The sequence below is a fragment of the Comamonas sp. DB36 genome (assembly GCF_057914905.1).
Map to the genome: position 1 here is coordinate 272,420 of NZ_CP196632.1, position 16,982 is coordinate 289,401.

A 16,982-nucleotide genomic window follows, 5' to 3' on the forward strand; every position below is an offset into this window, starting at 1 on the left:
CGCAGTGTTTTCGGCCGTTCACCCTGAGCTTGTCGAAGGGTGTCCTCAGGCCAAGTTTTTTGAAAATAGCAGGAGACAACAATGCAAACCAACCACCCAGCATCCGTACGCCGCCTCGACGTAGTCATCGTCGGCGGCGGCTTTGGCGGCATGTACGCCACCTACAAGTTCCGTGAAATGGGCTTGCGCATCCAGAGCTTCGAGGCCGGCGGCGACCTGGGCGGCGTCTGGTACTGGAACCGCTACCCGGGCGCGCGCGTCGACCTGCCCAGCATCGACTACAGCTTCTCGTTCTCGCCCGAAGTCGAGCAGGAATGGACCTGGTCCGAGCAGTTCGCGGCCCAGCCCGAGCTGCTCGCCTATATCAACTTCGTCGCCCAGCGGCTGGACCTGCGCAAGCACTTCCAGTTCAACACCCGCGTCACCAGCGCCGTCTGGGACGAGGAACGCAAGCTCTGGACGGTGAAGACCGACAAGGGCGAGACGCTCGAAGCCACCTATTGCATCATGGCCACGGGCCCGCTGTCCGTGCCCAAGGACCCGGAAATTCCCGGCATAGAACGCTTCAAGGGCCGGCTGCTGCGCGCCGCGCGCTGGCCGCATGAGCCGATCAGCTTTGCGGGCCAGCGCGTGGGCGTGATAGGCACGGGCTCGACCGGCATACAGATCGTGCAGGAAGTCGGCAAGGAAGCCGGCGAGCTGTTTGTCTACCAGCGCACGCCCAGCTTCACCATGCCCATGCGCAACGAAAACCTCGAGCCCGAGTACGTGGCCGAAGTCAAGCGCCACTACGCAGGCATTCGCGAATCGGCGCGCAACAGCGCCGTGGGCGGCGTACGGCCACAGTCGACGCGCGCCTTCTTCAGCGTCACGCCCAATCAGCGCCGCCAGCTGCTGGAGGACGCCTGGAAGAACGGCGGCCTGGCGATGCTGGGCACCTTCTCCGATCTGATGAGCAACGCCGAGGCCAACGAGCATGTCGCCGAATTCGTGCGCGGCAAGATCAGCGAAGTCGTTGAAGACCCGGCGACGGCCGAGGCGCTCAAGCCGCGCGACTACCCGATCTTCGCGCGCCGGCCCTGCCTGGACAGCAGCTACTACGAGACCTACAACCGTCCCAATGTGCATCTGGTCGACTGCCTCAAGGACCCGATTGTCGAGATCACCGAGAAGGGCGTGCGCACGCAATCGGGCGAGATCGAGCTCGACGTGCTGATCTTTGCCACGGGCTACGACGGCCTCACGGGCGCGCTGCTGGCCTTTGACGTGGTGGGCAAGGACGGGCGCAAGGTCAACGACAAGTGGAAGGACGGCGCGCGCTCCTATCTGGGCCTGATGATGGAGGGCTTCCCGAATCTGTTCATGACCACCGGCCCCAACGGCCCGGCGGCGCTGGCCAACATCATCCGCATCAGCGAACACGATGTCGACTGGATTGCGGCGGCCATGGTGCATATGGAGAAAGAAGGCCTGGCCAGCATAGAGCCCACGGCCGAGGCCGAACAGGGCTGGATGGACCTGGTCTACGAGCTGTCGCAGCGCACGCTGCTGACCAAGGCCAAGACCTGGTACGTGGGCGCCAACGTCAAGGACAAGCCGCTGGGCCTGACGCTGTTCACCGGCGGCTTCATGAAATACCGCGAACTCACGGGCGCGGCGGTGCGCGACGGCTACCGCGGCTTTGCGTTCGAACATCTGCGGGAGTCGGCGGAAGCCTGACCCCTGTGGCAGGGAGGCGGCCTTCACGGGTTGCCGTTTGATGCGGGGCTGGGTGACCAGTCCCGCTTTTTTAGCGGCTAAAAACAAATGACGCTCAGAGAAGCGCGTGCAGCACGCCCCGAAACGCCCTTCGACGGGCTCAGGGCGAACGGAGTTGGGAGATCTGGAGCATGAAGCGCTGCACTGGCTAAACCCGTTCGTGGTGAGCCCGTCGAACCATGAACGGCCTGCCCTCAAGATAGAGGGGCGTGAAGCCGTCTATTTCGCGAACGGCGCCTCGCGCAGCAACTGGTACCAGGCATCATCGGGCTTCATTGCCCCCTGCGGCGCGCGCACGCCAAAGCGCGTGGCCTCGTCGCCTTCGGGCGCCGGCGCCTCCTTCATCCAGTCATAGATGACGGTGCGCGCGGCGACGCGCCATTCTTCGCCGCGTTTCTCGAAACGGTCGGCGTAGCGGCCGCATAGAAAGGTCTCGCGCAGCCGGCCCGTTGCCGGGTCGGTGTCGTACTGGAAGGCCTGGAAGTAGCTTTCGACGGCCGCATGCCGGCCTTCGAGCACGATGGAGATATTGCTGACCTGGTGGATCATGCGCAGCCCGCTGCTGCGAGACTTGAGCGCCTTCTCAATGAAGCCGCTGGCGCTGCCGCTGTAGGCGCCATGCCGGTCCGTGCCGTCCTCCCAATAGGCCGAGCGCAGCGCGGCTTCGTCGCCGCGGTCTATGCCCCGGCAGTAGGCGTACATCACTTCGCGAATGGCTTCGCGGTCGAGCAGGGCTTGCAGTTTTTCTTCGAGGTGGGGGGTCATGTCTGGTCTCCGGGAATCAGCGCAGTGTAATCACCGCATCCAGGCAGACCGCGCCTTTTTCGCGCACCACCAGCGGATTGACATCGATGCTTTCGAGCACATCGGCGTGCGCCTGGCCAAACGCCGACAGCTTGCAGATCGCGTCGACCAGCGCCTGCTCGTCGTACTGCGGGCCGCCGCGCCACTGGCGCAGCAGGCGCGACGACTGCACGGCATCGATCAGTTCGCGCGCGCGCGCTGCGCTCACCGGCGCCGAGGCAAAGGCCACGTCCTTGAACAGCTCCACGGCCGTGCCGCCCGAGCCGAACATCACCATGGGCCCGAACGTCGGGTCCATGTGTATGCCCATGATGGTTTCCACGCCGCCCTTGAGCATGGGGGTGATCAGCACGCCATCGATGCGCGCCTCGGGCGCGGCGGCCTTGGCGCGGCGCAGCAGTTCGCCATAGGCCTGGCGCACGGCTTCGGCGTCCTGCAGATTGAGCATCACGCCGCCGATCTCGGTCTTGTGGGCGATGTCGGGCGAGGATATCTTGGCAACGATGGGAAAGCCGAACTCCATGGCCGTGGCCGCGGCGTCTTCGGCACTGCCGCAGACCTTTTCGGGCAGCATGGGCAGGCCGGCTTCAGCCAGCACCTTTTTGGCCGCGGCCTCGGTGGAGACATCGCCCAGGGGCTGCGCCGAACGCCCGGCCGACGAGGGCGAGTACAGCGCCTGGTGGCGGCGCGCGAGCTGGCGCGCGCCGGCCAGCGCCAGCACCGCGCGCGAAGGGTCGGCAAACGTCGGGATGCCATGCGCGTCCAGCGCGGCCGCGACTTCCGTGGTCGCCAGCATCACCATCACGATGGCGCGTTCGGGGAACTTCTTCTTGAGCGCAATCAGCTCGTCGCTGGTCGACTGGAAGCGGCTGGGTGACAGGCCCACATGGGCCAGATACGCAAAGACGGTGCCATAGGTCGAATGGCTCAGCAGCGCGTCCAGCGTGCGCGTCACGCCGCTGGCCACGGCCGTGACCTGGGCCGTGGTGTCCAGCGGGTTGGCGGCAACGGCAAACGGCAGCACCTCTCGCACCGCCGCGCTTGCGGCTGGCGACAGCGGCGGCAGCGCCAGGCCATGGTCGCTCGCATGGTCGGCCATCAGAATGCCAATGCCGCCCGAGCCGGTGAGAATCGCGACTTCGGAATTGCCGGGCAGCTGGCCGGTCACGGCGCAGACATAGGCGATGTCGAGCATCTCCTCGATGGACTGCGGGCGGTAGGCGCCGCACTCGGCAAACACCGTGTCGTAGACCGTGTCATTGCCGGCCAGCGAGCCGGTGTGCGTGGCCGCGGCCGAGGCGCCGACCTCGGTGCGCCCGGCCTTCATGATCAGCACCGGCTTGCCGGCCTTGGAGGCCTTGAGCAGCGCCTGGCGCAGGCGATTGCCGTCCTTGCAGGATTCCACTGCGGCGCAGATGACGCGCGTTTCGGCGTCGTCGGCCAGGTAGTCGATGCATTCGGCCACATCGACATCGGCCTCGTTGCCGGTGGCAATGATCTTGGAGAAACCCAGGCCGCGCAGCGAGGCCATGCCGTAGGTGGCCGAGCCGAAGGCGCCGCTTTGCGTGGCCAGCGCGATATTGCCCTTGACCGGGCGCAGGCCGTTGAGCGCGGTGGAGAAGGTGGCCGAATACCGGTTGGACAGGTTGAGCAGGCCCAGCGAGTTCGGGCCCAGCATGCGCACGCCGGCGGCGCGGCAGATGTCGACCAGCTTTTGCTGCAGCGCCTTGCCGGCCTCGTCGATCTCGGCAAAGCCCGCGGTGAGGATCTGCACCGATTTCACGCCCTTGGCCACGGCTTCGCGCAGCGCGGTCTCCACGCCGGCCGCGGGAATGATGATCACCGCCTGGTCGACCGGGCCGGGCACATCGCTGATGCTCTTGTACGCCTGCAGGCCCTGCACCAACGGCTCCCCTTTGTTGATGGGATAAATGGTGCCCTGGTAGCCGCCTTCGCGCATGAAACGCAGCACGCGTCCGCCAATGCGCTCCGGGTCGGAGGAGGCGCCGATCAGCGCCACCGATTCGGGAAAGAAAAGAGAGTGGATGGTTTGCATGGGGAAGGCTTTGCGAAGGATGTTCATATCAACCTTCGATCCCGAGCCTTGGCTTTGCTGCGGGCGAAAGGTCAAAACCCGTTCGCACTGAGCTTGTCGAAGTGCGGTCTTCGACAGGCTCAGCCCGAACGGACCGGGTCAACAGATCTCAGGCGGCCAATGCCGCCACCTCGTTGGACATCTGCGCCGACAGCGCATCCAGATAATGGAAGCGGTCGCCGTATTGCAGATTGCACATCAAGGTGTGCATGGCCAGGCGCGCGGCCGGCATTTCGGTGGTCATGCCCATGCCGCCGTGCAGCTGGATCGCCGACTCTGCCACAGTCCGGCCGACGCTGGCCAGATACAGCTTGGTCAGCGCCGCGTCGCGCGGATTCGCCGCGGGGTCGGCCGACAGCGCCTCGGTCACGTCCTTGACCAGGCCGCGCGCGCTTTCGTAGGCCACGTACATCTCGACCAGCCGGTGGCGCAGCGCCTGGAAGGTCGACAGCTGCACGCCGAACTGGCTGCGCGTGCTGAGGTATTCAATCGTCTGCTCTACCAGTGCGCCGAGCGCGCCCACGGTCTGCACGCAGGTCATCACCGCGCCGGTGTCGCTCGCGGCCTTCACGGCGGCCGCGACGGCCTCGCCCTGCAGCAGCACCTGGCTGGCATCGACGCGCACGCCATCGAGCGTGAAGTCGGCCGTGCGCCGGCCGTCCAGCCCCTTGTAATAGCGCGCCTCGGGCAGGGCATCGGTCTCGATCAGCACCAGCTGCGTCGCGGTATTGAACAGCAGATGGCTGGCATCGGCGCTCAGGTCGGCGCCCTTGAGCACGCCTTGCAGGCGCAGCCCGCCGTTGCCGTCGGGCGTGGCCTGGACATCGCTGCCCAGCACCGGGCAGACCGAGGCGTGACCCGCGGACAGCTGCGCGAGCAGCGCGCGCGCCGTATCGGATGCCGCCGCCGCGGCCAGCTGCATGGGTGCAACCACGCAGCGCGCGATCAGCGGCAGCGCCAGCGCGTGGCGCCCGGAGGCCTCGGCAATCGCCGAGAATTCGGCCAGCGTCGCGCCCACGCCGCCCTGGTCTTCAGCGACCAGCACGCCTTGCCAGCCAAGTTCGAGAATCTGGCGCCAGTCGGCAGCGCCCGCGCCGGCCATTCGGTCCGTGGAGTCATACAGATCGCCGGGAAACATCGGGGTCACATGGAAAGTCATCTCAGGCTCCAAACAGGTCGCGGGCAATCACGTTCTTCTGCACTTCGCTGGTGCCGCCGGCAATCGTGCGCGAACGGTAGAACAAATAGGTGTGGGTCAGCTGGCGTTCGATGTCCAGGTCGTCGCTGCCATCGGGCGCCTCGACTTCGGGCACCAGCCGCGCCGCGTATTCGGGGCCGGCGATGTCAAAGGCAATGCCGACGATCTGCTGCGACAGCTCCGAAGTGTGGAGCTTGAGCGCCGAGGATTTGGACGAGGCCAGCGTGCCCTGCATCTCTTCCTGGATGGCGCTGAGCAGCATCTGGCGCGCGCCCTTGGTCGAAGCCTGGGCCAGGAACAGCCGCTCCTGCAGCGCATGGATGCTGGGCAGGCCGGGGTGGGACTGCATTTTCTGCGCCAGCAGTTCGGCCACCTGCTCGAGCTGGCGCGCCAGGCGCGGCACGGTGGCCGGCGACAGGCGTTCGCGGTCCAGCAGGAACTTGGCGCATTTCCAGCCTTCGCCTTCGACGCCCACGAGGTTCTTCACCGGCACGCGCACGTCGTTGAGGAAGACCTCGTTGACATGGTGCCACTGGTCTATGGTGTGTATCGGGCGCACCTCGATGCCGGGCGTGTCCAGCGGCACCAGCAGCAGCGAGATGCCGGCCTGCTTGCGGCCTTCGTTCGAGGTGCGCACCAGCGTGTACATCATGTCGGCTTCCTGGGCGTGCGAGGTCCAGATCTTCTGGCCGTTGAGCACATAGTCGTCGCCGTCGCGCACCGCCGTGGTCTTGAGCGAGGCCAGGTCCGAGCCCGCACCGGGCTCCGAGTAGCCCTGGCACCAGTGCTCGCTGCCGTCGAGAATGCGCGGCAGGAAGCGGTCCTTGATCTCGTCGCTGCCGAAATGCATGATCACCGGCCCGATATGGCCTATGCCGTGGTGGTAGGCCGGCGGGCAGTCGGCCTGGGCCGTGACTTCCTCGAACAGGTAGCGCTGCTGCAGGTCCCAGCCCGTGCCGCCGTATTCGACGGGCCAGTTGGGCGCGCCCCAGCCGCGCGCATGCAGTGCCTTCTGCCAGGCGCTGTATTCGGCGCGCGACATCTTCTGGTTGCTGCGCACTTTCTCCTTGAGCGCGGCGAGTTCGGGCTGCTGCGTGAATTCCAGCAGTTCCTCGCGGAATGCGGCATAGGGGTCGACGGCGGAAAGAGTAGGGTTCTGTGTCATGGAGGCAAGAGAAAGAGAGTTCCGGTCAGTGGTAACTGCGTCCGCCGTCGACCGCTAGGGCGACGCCGGTGATGAACGAGGATTCGCCGCCCGTGAGGTAGAGCGCGGCGCGCGCAATCTCCACGGCTTCGGCGACGCGGCCCAGCGCATAGCGCGCGCCCACCTGGGTGCGCAGCACTTCGGGGTCGTAGCCGTTGCGCACCATGGGCGTGTCGACCGCGCCCGGGCAGATGGTGTTGACGCGTATCGGCGCCCATTCCATCGCCAGCGACTTCGACAGCGAGATCACGCCGGCCTTGGACGCCGCATACGCGCCGCGGCGCATGAACGGCTGCAGCCCCTGGCCCGAGGAGAAATTGACGATGGTGCTGTTTTGCACCGCGCGCAGATGCGGGTAGCAGGCGCGCGCCAGCAGAAAGCTGCCCGTGAGATTGACGTCGATCACGCGGCGCCAGTCTTCCAGGCGCACTTCGCTGAGCAGCTCGCCATTGGCGATGCCCGCGGCATTGACCAGGCCGTCGATGCCGCCCAGCGCCTGGGCCGCGCTGTCTATCGCCTGGCTCACGCAGGCCTCGTTCGAGACATCGGCCTTGAGCGCAATGCCGTCACCGGGCTGGAAATACGCGTGGATGCCGGCAACGTTCTGGTCCATGGCCGCGACCTTGGCGCCTTCGGCGACAAACAGCTGCGCAATGGCCGCGCCTATGCCCGAGCCCGCGCCCGTGACGACGATGCGCCGGCCGGCCAGGCGGCCCAGCGCGGGCATGTCGGGAATGGAAGTGGTGGTGTGTGTCATGGGGTGCAGCTCAGTCGAGGCGGATCTTGCGTTCGCGAATCACCGGCGCCCAGGTGGCCAGCGTCTTCTTGAGGTAGTCGGCAAAGCCCTGCTGTGTCATCAGCGCGGGCTCCAGGCCGGTCTTGTAGATCGCCTCGTGCATGTCCCTGGTCTCGAGCACGGCCTGCACGTCGGCGTAGATCTTCTTTTGCAGCTCCTGCGGCGTGGACGCGGGCAGGAACATGCCGAACCAGCCGCTGGCCGTGAAGTCGGCGAGTGCCGGCACGCCCGATTTGGCGATGGGCACGATGTCGGGCGAGCGCTTGATCGGCGCGCTGCTGCCCACGCCCAGTACCTTGAGCTTGCCGGTCTGCACGAAGCTCATCGTCGCCGAGCTGTCGAACAGCGCCTGCACCTGGCCGCCGACCAGGTCGTTGATCGCCGGGCCATTGCCCTTGTAGGGCACATGCACGATGTCTATGCCGGTGCGCCCGGCAAAGCCTTCGGCCGCGATATGCGGGCTGGAGCCATTGCCCGACGAGGCGAACGTCATGCCGGGGTGGGCCTTGGCATAGGCAATCAGCTCGGGAATGTTGTTGGCCGGCACCGCGGCGTTCACATAGAGGTAGCTGTACGAGTCGGCCAGCATCGCCAGCGGAGCGAGTGCCGCGGGGTTGTAGGGCAGGTTGGGCACCAGCACCTGGTTGGCGGTGAAGCCGAATGCCGTGATCAGCAGCGTATGGCCGTCGCCCGGCGCCTTGGCCGCCGCCGCCGTGCCTATCACCGTGCCCGCGCCGGGCCGGTTGTCGACGATCACCGGCTGCTTCCAGCGCTCGGACAGGCGCTGGGCGACGATGCGCGCCAGGATGTCGGTCACGCCGCCCGCGGCATACGGCACGATGATCTGCACCGGCTTGGTCGGGAAGCCCTGCACCGGCTGCGCCTGCACCGCGACGCCGTAGAAAAGGACGAAAAGGGCGGCAAGACCGGGGCGTAAATGTCGAATCAACATGTTGCTGCAATCCTTTGTGAAAGTGCGTGCCATGCCTTGCGCATGCCACGGCAGGGGCTTGGATCTTGCTGGTGAAATAATTCTACCGTTCGGCAGGTAAGTTGAAGAATGGGGGCTAACCCTAGACAGGTTTGCAATGGTCTGGAGAAAACGCGCCTGCGCGCGCTCTGTGCGGGCAGCGCGTTGTTTCAGCATCCAGCGCGTCAGGATGGCTGCGATCCGCCCCGGCAATGCGCGGCGGAATGGAACTCAGGCAGGCGACACGCAACACACTCCGCATCAGGCGGAGTGCTTGCCGAAAGGTGCAGCCGCTGGCGTTCAACCATTCAATGAGGTATCTGATATGCCGAACTCACGCGCTCGTACTCTCGAACGCCTTGGGGGCCAGCCTGCGCTGCCCGAGGGCGGGGAGGTGGTCATGGACATCGACGGTGAAACGTCAGCGGACTTCAGCAATGGCGACGCGCTGGTGGACGCTGGCGAGATCGCCGTCAACGGGGTCCTGGTCGCGCCGGTGCTGAGCGGTATTCCCGCAGTAGCGCAATTTGTGCATGTGGGCCGGGCGACGGCGCTGGCCGATATCGTGGTCGCCCATCCCGGTGAAGCCGAGCTGACCGTGACCCTGGAAGTGCTCGATGGCTTGGGGCGCGTGGGCGGCGTCGTGGGGGGGCTGACCGATGGCGACGACGACGCGCCGGGAATACAGCTGACCGGCACGGCCGCGCAGATCAGCGCCGCATTGTTCGATGCCACATTCACTGCCGATGCCGTCGGCCAGGGCCATCTGCAGATCACGGTCAATGACGGTCATACGAGCGCCGTCAGCCATTACGCCTTTACCGCGGTGCAGCCGCCGGCCAATAGCGCGCCTACGTTTGCCGTGCCCACGGGCAGCGGCAAGCTGTTGGTGTCCGTGGGCAGCGGCACTGATGAGGGCCTGAGCGTCATCCTGCAGCCCGACGGCAAGATCGTGCTGGCCGGGCACAGCAACAACGGTATCGACGGCAGCGATTTCAGCCTGATCCGCCTGAACGCCAATGGCAGCCTGGACCAGGGCTTTGGGACCGGCGGCAAGCAACTACTGGGTTTGGATAGCCGCCATGATTTTGGTCAAAGCGCCACCCTGCAGCCCGACGGCAAGATCGTGGTCGCAGGGTACAGCAGGAGCGTGATCGATCCACTTGGAGTTGACTTCAGCCTGATCCGACTGAACGCCGATGGAAGTCCCGATGAGGGCTTTGGGGAAGGCGGCACGAAGTTGCTGGAATGGGACGGCCGCATTGGTGAGGGTCAAAGCGTCACCCTGCAGCCCGACGGCAAGATCGTGGTGGCCGGAAACAGCAGCGGCGAATACGGCAACAGCGGCAAATACGGCAATGATGTCTTCAGCCTGATTCGCCTGACCGCCAATGGCGACCTGGACGAGTTCTTTGGCGACCAGGGCAAGCTGCTGCTGGATGTGGGCAGCGACCAAGAAAGTGATGTGGGTCAAAGCGTCGTCCTGCAGTCCGACGGCAAGATCGTGGTGGCCGGCTACCGCGTCAGACCGAACGGCGATACTGACTTCAGCCTGATCCGCCTGAACATGGATGGCAGCCGCGATCAGGGCTTTGGGGAGGACGGCAGGCGTGTGCTGGATCTGGATAGCTCCCGTACCAATCAAGGTCAATGCGTTACCCTGCAGCCCGATGGCAAGATCGTGATAGCCGGGTTCAGCTTCCATGGCGGCAGCCACGACTTCAGCCTGATCCGCCTGAACGCCGATGGCAGCCTGGACAGCGGTTTTGGTGACAATGGCAACGGCCAGATGCTGGTGCCTGTGGGCAGCGGTGCTGACCAGGGGTATAGCGTCACCCTGCAGCCCGACGGCAAGATCGTGCTGGCCGGATACAGCGAAAACGGTAGCAACGGCAACGATTTCAGCCTGATCCGCCTGAACGCCGATGGCAGCCTGGACACCGGCTTTGGGGGCAACGGCAAGCTGCTGGTGCCTGTGGGCAACGGTAATGATTGGGGGCATAGCGTCACCCTGCAGCCCGATGGCAAGATCGTGGTGGCCGGGTATAGCATCAACGCCAGCGGCAACAATGACTTCAGCCTGATCCGCCTCAACGCCGACGGCACCCTGGACACCACGTTCAACCCCTTGACCAGCCCGGTCGATACGCTGGGCGGCGCTGTCAGCTATGCCGAGAACGGCTTGCCCGTGGTGCTGGATGACATGGTCGAGGTCTTTGACGCCGAGCTTGCCGCCCAGGGTCATTACGCCGGTGCCAGCCTCACGCTGGCGCGCAGCGGCGGCGCCCATGCGCAGGATATGTTTGGTGCCAGCGGCGCGCTGGAGCTGACCGACGACGGTGGCGTTGAATTGTCCGGAATACGCATAGGCAGCTATTCCCGGGCGGAAGGCCAGCTGAGTCTGAGCTTCAACGCCCAGGCCACGCAGGCGCGCGTGAACCAGGCCCTGCGTTCGCTGACCTATGCCAACACCAGCGATGCTCCGCCTGAGAGCGTGAACATTGACTGGCGTTTGAGCGACGGCAGCGACGACATGCCTCCCGCCAGCGGCAGCACGCAGGTGAACATCACGCCGGTCAATGACGCGCCGCTGCTGGCGGGTGTGCCCACCGAGGTACAGGCCGTGACCGTGGGCCAGGCCGCGGTGCTGGCCGGCTTCACGGTGCGCGACGACGATGGCGACGACATGACGCTCACGCTGACCGCGGTCAATGGAACGCTCGAAGGTCTGGAAGACAGCGACCCGGACGCGGACGGCATACAGCTCAGCGGCACGGCAGAGCAGATCAATGCCGCGATAGCCGGTGCCACCTTCACGGCAGCGGCGGCAGGCGCGGCATCGATCGAACTGGAACTCAGCGATGGCGCGGAGTCGGTGACGCAGAGCTATCTGCTGACGGCCACGGCGCCGCCTCGGCCGCCTGCACCTCAGCCGCCCGCGCCACAGCCGCCGGCCCCGCCTCCGGCACCGCCCGTGCCGCCTCCGGCCACGCCGGGCATCGACGTGGTTCACTATGCCGGGGCGCGCGACGACTATGTGCTGGAGCGCAGCGACGCCGGCCTGTGGAGCCTGCGCACCGCCTCCGGCAGCAGCGCCACGCCGCTGCCGGGCATAGAGCGTCTGGTGTTCGACGACGGCGCGGTGGCGCTGGATCTCGCGGCCGAAGGCCGGGGTGTGGCGGCGGCCCAGGCCGCACGGCTGGTGTTCGCGCTGTGGGGGCAGGCTGGTTTGGACAGCCCGGATCTGGTAGGCCATGTGATGGCCTATGTCGATGGCCTGGGACTGGGCGCGGCTTCGCAGGTCGCCGAGAATCTGGGCTTGCTCACGGCGCTGGCCGGCGATGCCGACCCGGCGGCCTTGTTGACGCTGCTGCATACCCACATCGTGGGCCGTGCGCCCGATGCCGCCGAGTTGCAGCTGCTGTTGGAATTGCCGGCAAGCGGATACTCGAATGCGCAATGGGTGCAGATTGCCGCAGAACTTGCGGTCACGGCGCAGGCGATGGACCTGGATGCGCTGGCGCAGCAGGGACTGGCATTCACGAACTACGCAGGCCCGGTGTTCGGCTCGACGGCCGACGAGGTGTTCCGTGCGCAACAGGGCGACGACCGCATCGACGCCGGTGCCGGTGTGGACACCGTGGTCTATGGCGGCAATGCGGCCGACTACGTGTGGCGCAGCGAGGAGCAAGGCCAGTGGATCGTGAAGAGCATGGCCCATGATGGCGGGCGTGACACGCTGCTGGGTGTGGAGCGACTGCAGTTTGCCGATCATGCGGTGGCGCTGGACCTCGATGGCGCGGCCGGCCAGGCACTGCGCCTGCTCGCTGCCGCGCTGGGCGCAAATGCGCTCGACGACCGTGCGCTGGTCGGCGAGCTGATTGCCTTTGTGGATGCGCAGGGCGCCCAGGCGCTGGCGGACAGCGTGCAGGCCAACGGGATTCTGGACCAGCTGGCCGGCGGCGACAGCATGCAGGCGCTGATCAGCCTGCTGTATCTGAACCTGGTGCAGCGCATTCCCGACGAGGCGCAATTGCAGGAAGTCATGGAGCTGGCCGAGCAGCAGAATTGGGACCGGGCCGATCTGCTGGTGCATGCGGCCGAACTGGCGCAGACCGCGCACACCATCGGCCTGCAGGCCCTGGCGGAGCAAGGCGTGGCCTACGACGTCTGGGGGCTTGAGCGCGCCACCGGCTGACAGGGGGCCGCGGCGCGCGGCCCTTTCCATCCAATGCCGTCCTGCCCGGCATTTTTTTCGCCCGACAACCCACGTTGCGGCACTTCACAGATAATTCCCCCGTTGCCTACCTTTCATAAACACTTTGATCTCCATCCTGCGCCTGGTTGCACTGGCTCTTGACCAGCTTGAAGTGGCCATCTGTGTCTTTGACACCAGGCACAGGACGCTGCTGTGGAACGACACGTTCCTGCAGTTCTTTCCCGAGCATGCGGGCCATGTGCACGAGGGCGAAGACTACCGCGAGAATCTGCGGCGCTTCTATCTGGAGCGGCTCAGCCCGGACGAGCTGCCGGCCATGGAGCGCTACATAGAAGAAGGGGTGCAGCGCCACTACCAGCAGCAGCGCGCTTTCGAGTTCGACCACCATGGCTATCGGGTGCGCGCCGCGTCGGTGTCGCTCGGGGCTCTTGGCCGCGTGCGGCTGTGGCGCAAGACCACGCCGCTGCTGCCGGGAATGCAGGACAGGATCAATCCGCGGCTGGCGCAGTTGTCGGGACAGATTTCCGCCGATACGGCCAGGGCGCTCGAAAGCCTGGCCGACGGCATTCTGATGGTCGACAAGCAGGACGGGGCCGTGTGGGCCAATCATGCGTTCCTGGTGCTGTATGGCCTGCCCGGCATAGCCAGCCTGGGCGCACGCCAGTTCGACGAAATCTATGCCGAAACCTGGCGGCGCGAAGCGCCGACGGCGGGCTTTGCCAGAGGGCTGGCGATTCTCAAGGAGCGCCAGCGTTTTTCGGGCGCGCCCTATGTACTGGCGCTGCCGCAGAACCGCTGGGTGCGCATCGTCGAGCTGCGCGGCACCCAGGCCAATGGCAGCAGTTTCTTCTCGCATGTCGATGTCACGGCTTCACGCCGCCAGCAGGAAGAGCTGCACCAGCTGACACAGCATCTGGAGTCGTTGGCAGGCAAGGACGCATTGACCGGCCTGGCCAATCGCCGGCGCTTCGACGAGCTGCTGGCTTCCGAATGGGGCGAATCGCGCCGGCTGGGCACGCCGCTGTCGCTGCTGATGCTCGATGTGGACCATTTCAAGCAGCTCAACGATGCCCATGGCCATCCCTTTGGCGATGAAGTGCTCAAGAGCTTCACGCGGGTGCTCACGCATGTGGTGCAGCGCCCGCGCAGCCTGGTGGCGCGTTATGGCGGCGAGGAGTTTGCGATCCTGCTGCCGGATACCGACGCCGCGAGCGCGGCCAAGCTTGCCGAGTTTCTGCGGCTGCAGGTCGAAGGCATGTCGCTGGGCACCGAGCTCACGGGCGTGGTGCGCATCACGGTCAGCATAGGCGTGGCCTGCACCAGCCATTGCGCGGGCGACGCTTCCAGCACCTTGCTGGTCGATGCGGCCGACAAGGCCTTGTACGAGGCCAAGCGCAAGGGCCGCAACCAGGTGTTCAGCCGAGCGCCCGCAGCATCAGAGGATTGAGGCCACTGTGCTCCAGGCCCCGGGCCTGTCGACGGATGAACGGCATACCTTCAAGGCATGCGGCTGGCGGTTCATGGTTCCATGCGTGCGCTGAGCTGCCTGCCCCCACCGCATCAAAAGCCGGAATCGGACAAATCGCCGCTCCTAGGCCTTCAACCCATGCAGCGCCATGTCGAGATACTCCTCTATGACTTCGCGCGTGGACATGGGCCCCTTGGGGTTGTGCCAGCGCGTCATCTGGTTGAGCGACGACAGCAGGAAGCGCCCGGTCAACGCGACGTTGTGCGGCTTGAATACGCCCGTCTCGATGGCGTCGGAAATGCAGCTGCGCAGCAGGCTTTCGTATTCGTTGCGCAGCGCGATGGTCATGGTGCGCTGCTCGCTTTCGGCGCCCATCCAGAACGCGTTCGAGCCCGCCATCCAGGAGTCGCGGTCGGCGTCCATGAAGTCGGCGGACACCAGCATGTACTGGCGCACTTTTTCGAGCGGCGTGGGCGCGGCGTCGACCGCAGCGCGCACGGAGTCGATCAGCGCGCGCAGCGAGTCGAGCACGATGCGGTGGAACAGCGCCTCCTTGTTGGGGAAGTGGTAGTACAGCGCGGCCTTGGTGATCTTGGCTTCTTCGGCGATATCGCGCAGCGACGTGCCTTCGTAGCCGCGGCGCGCGAACAGCCGGCAGGCGATGCCTATGATCTGTTCCGGGCGGTTGTCTACGCGCGGCCGAAAGCTATCGGTCGCTGCGGCCGTGTCTTCTTTTGGACGACGAGTTGCCATCGTGCTCCCATTTTTGTTCTGGTGGAAGGAAAAGTATAGGTGACCCGGCGCGCGCTGCAAGCTGTTGCAGTTGCGCGCAGCGCTGCCTGGAACGGGGTGAAAACCCTATTTACCTTTCGGTAGGTAAGTGTAGCGTCAAAGACCCCTGTCTCAGGCCTTGGGCGTTCAGCCGCCCACGCTGCCCGTGATCGGCAGCACGATGCCCGTGATATAGCTCGCGCAACTGGGCGCGGCCAGGAACACATAGGCGGGCGCGATTTCGTCGGGCTGGGCGGCGCGGCCCAGGTCGGTGTCCTTGCCGAACTCGGCCAGGTCGTCGCCGCGCTTGTCGGCGGGGTTGAGCGGCGTCCACACAGGGCCGGGCGCGACCGCATTGACGCGAATGCCCTGGCCCGCGAGATTCGATGCCAGCGCCTTGGTGAACGCGTGGATTGCGCCCTTGGTCGCCGAGTAGTCGAGCAGTTTGGCACTGCCGCGCAGCCCGGTCACCGAGCCGGTGTTGATGATGCAGTCGCCGCGCGACAGATGCGGCAACGCGGCCCTGGCCATGTGCATGTAGCCGAAGATATTGGTTTGGAAGGTTTCTGCGATGCGCGCATCGCTGAGATCCTCGAGCGAGTCCGCATGCTGCTGGAACGCCGCGTTGTTCACCAGGATGTTGAGCCCGCCGAAGCGCTTGACGACTTTCTTGACCATGTCGGCGCAGAATTTCGCGTCCTTGATGTCGCCCGAAATGCAGACGCACTGCGTTCCTTCGGCTTCGACCAGGGCGCAGGTCTTCGCCGCATCTTCGTGTTCGTTCAGATACGCGATCGCGACATTCGCGCCTTCGCGCGCGAACAGGATGGCGACTGCCCGGCCTATGCCCGAATCGCCGCCGGTGATCAACGCCGTCATGCCCTTGAGCTTGCCGCTGCCCTGGTAGGCGGGCGCATCGTACTGCGGCGGCTGCTGCATCCGTGCCTCGATGCCGGGCTTGGTCAGATGCTGTCGGCTCATGGGGGCGGCGCTGGCCTTGCGTCCCGGGCCGGGCGCAGGTAGCGAAGGCTTGGCTTTGCGCGGCTTCTTGTCCGCGGCGTTCTGTTTCGCCTGGATGTCCTTTTGCTTGGCGACTGTCTTGGCCACGGCGGCGGTGGTCTTCTTTTCGGTTTTCTTCATGGCCGCGTTTCCTCGTCGAGTGAATACGCTGATCAATGTAGTGCGCCGAGGCACGCTTTCCTGTAGGAAAACGGCCTTCATCGGTCCAGGGCCGGCCGCCAAGCGGGTAAGCTGCTCGCATGGATTCGCAACTCTGGACGGTCTACATCGATGGCAGCGCCACGCCCAATCCCGGGCATATGCGCATAGGCGGCATCGCCTACGCGCCCGACGGCAGCGCGCACAGCTTCAGCCAGGCCATCGCCCACTCGGGCTGCAACAACGAAGCCGAGGCGCTGGCCGCGATCCACGCGCTGCAATGGCTGCATGGCCAGCAGGTGCGCGCGGTGCTGCTGCATACCGACAACAGCATCCTCGCCGAACAGCTGAGCCAGGCCAGTCCCAAGCCCATTGCGCGCCTGGCCTATATCTATGCCCAGGCGCGCGCGCTGCTGCCGTTGTTCGAAAGCGTGCAGCTGCGCTGGATTCCGCGCCACAAGAACGCCGTTGCCGACGCGCTGGCGCGCGGCGAGCCCTTGGCGGATGGCGCAGCGCCGCAGGCGGCCTTGCCTGTCTGAGC

The 16,982-nt window shown here is 65.8% G+C and carries 12 protein-coding genes; 4 read left to right on the top strand and 8 right to left on the bottom strand.

Annotated elements, in window-relative coordinates; translation table 11 throughout:
• Positions 1-81 precede the first annotated feature (81 nt).
• Entirely contained in the window at positions 82-1,719 is a 1,638-nt protein-coding gene (locus ACSVDO_RS22265) for a flavin-containing monooxygenase (RefSeq protein WP_489597256.1), read from the top strand.
• Positions 1,720-1,977: 258 nt separating this feature from the next.
• Here the strand turns inward: ACSVDO_RS22265 and ACSVDO_RS22270 are convergent, their stop codons facing one another.
• The 6 genes from ACSVDO_RS22270 to ACSVDO_RS22295 all read right to left on the bottom strand — a co-directional run bounded on the left by ACSVDO_RS22270 (position 1,978) and on the right by ACSVDO_RS22295 (position 8,807).
• The gene (locus tag ACSVDO_RS22270; protein WP_489597257.1) at positions 1,978-2,523 is read right to left on the bottom strand and encodes a nuclear transport factor 2 family protein; all 546 of its coding nucleotides are present in this window, start codon (positions 2,521-2,523) and stop codon (positions 1,978-1,980) included.
• 16 nt (positions 2,524-2,539) lie between these two features.
• Entirely contained in the window at positions 2,540-4,618 is a 2,079-nt protein-coding gene (locus ACSVDO_RS22275) for an acetate--CoA ligase family protein (RefSeq protein ID WP_489597259.1), read from the bottom strand.
• Positions 4,619-4,766: 148 nt separating this feature from the next.
• The gene (locus ACSVDO_RS22280) at positions 4,767-5,816 is read right to left on the bottom strand and encodes an acyl-CoA dehydrogenase family protein (protein ID WP_489597260.1); all 1,050 of its coding nucleotides are present in this window, start codon (positions 5,814-5,816) and stop codon (positions 4,767-4,769) included.
• A gap of 1 nt (position 5,817) precedes the next feature.
• Positions 5,818-7,020 (bottom strand): acyl-CoA dehydrogenase family protein, encoded by a 1,203-nt coding sequence (locus ACSVDO_RS22285; RefSeq protein WP_332536371.1) that lies wholly within the window; start codon positions 7,018-7,020, stop codon positions 5,818-5,820.
• A 25-nt stretch (positions 7,021-7,045) separates the two neighbouring features.
• Positions 7,046-7,816: an SDR family NAD(P)-dependent oxidoreductase gene (locus tag ACSVDO_RS22290; RefSeq protein ID WP_332548183.1), complete on the bottom strand. Its 771-nt coding sequence runs from the start codon at positions 7,814-7,816 to the stop codon at positions 7,046-7,048.
• Between the two features lie 10 nt (positions 7,817-7,826).
• Entirely contained in the window at positions 7,827-8,807 is a 981-nt protein-coding gene (locus tag ACSVDO_RS22295; RefSeq protein WP_489597261.1) for a Bug family tripartite tricarboxylate transporter substrate binding protein, read from the bottom strand.
• A gap of 343 nt (positions 8,808-9,150) precedes the next feature.
• Between ACSVDO_RS22295 and ACSVDO_RS22300 the strand changes: the two genes are divergently transcribed.
• Both ACSVDO_RS22300 and ACSVDO_RS22305 read left to right on the top strand, forming a co-directional pair.
• Positions 9,151-13,023: a delta-60 repeat domain-containing protein gene (locus ACSVDO_RS22300; RefSeq protein ID WP_489597262.1), complete on the top strand. Its 3,873-nt coding sequence runs from the start codon at positions 9,151-9,153 to the stop codon at positions 13,021-13,023.
• Between the two features lie 124 nt (positions 13,024-13,147).
• Positions 13,148-14,491, top strand: a complete 1,344-nt coding sequence (locus ACSVDO_RS22305; protein ID WP_332536377.1) for a sensor domain-containing diguanylate cyclase — start codon at positions 13,148-13,150, stop codon at positions 14,489-14,491.
• A 144-nt stretch (positions 14,492-14,635) separates the two neighbouring features.
• On the opposite strand, the gene ACSVDO_RS22310 is transcribed toward ACSVDO_RS22305, so the two are convergent.
• Both ACSVDO_RS22310 and ACSVDO_RS22315 read right to left on the bottom strand, forming a co-directional pair.
• On the bottom strand, positions 14,636-15,265 hold the full coding sequence (locus ACSVDO_RS22310; RefSeq protein WP_489597264.1) for a TetR/AcrR family transcriptional regulator: 630 nt from the start codon (positions 15,263-15,265) through the stop codon (positions 14,636-14,638).
• 165 nt (positions 15,266-15,430) lie between these two features.
• On the bottom strand, positions 15,431-16,423 hold the full coding sequence (locus ACSVDO_RS22315; protein ID WP_489597265.1) for an SDR family oxidoreductase: 993 nt from the start codon (positions 16,421-16,423) through the stop codon (positions 15,431-15,433).
• 119 nt (positions 16,424-16,542) lie between these two features.
• Here ACSVDO_RS22315 and ACSVDO_RS22320 point away from each other — a divergent pair, with 119 nt between their 5' ends.
• Positions 16,543-16,980 (top strand): ribonuclease HI family protein, encoded by a 438-nt coding sequence (locus ACSVDO_RS22320; RefSeq protein ID WP_332536382.1) that lies wholly within the window; start codon positions 16,543-16,545, stop codon positions 16,978-16,980.
• Positions 16,981-16,982: the final 2 nt, after the last annotated feature.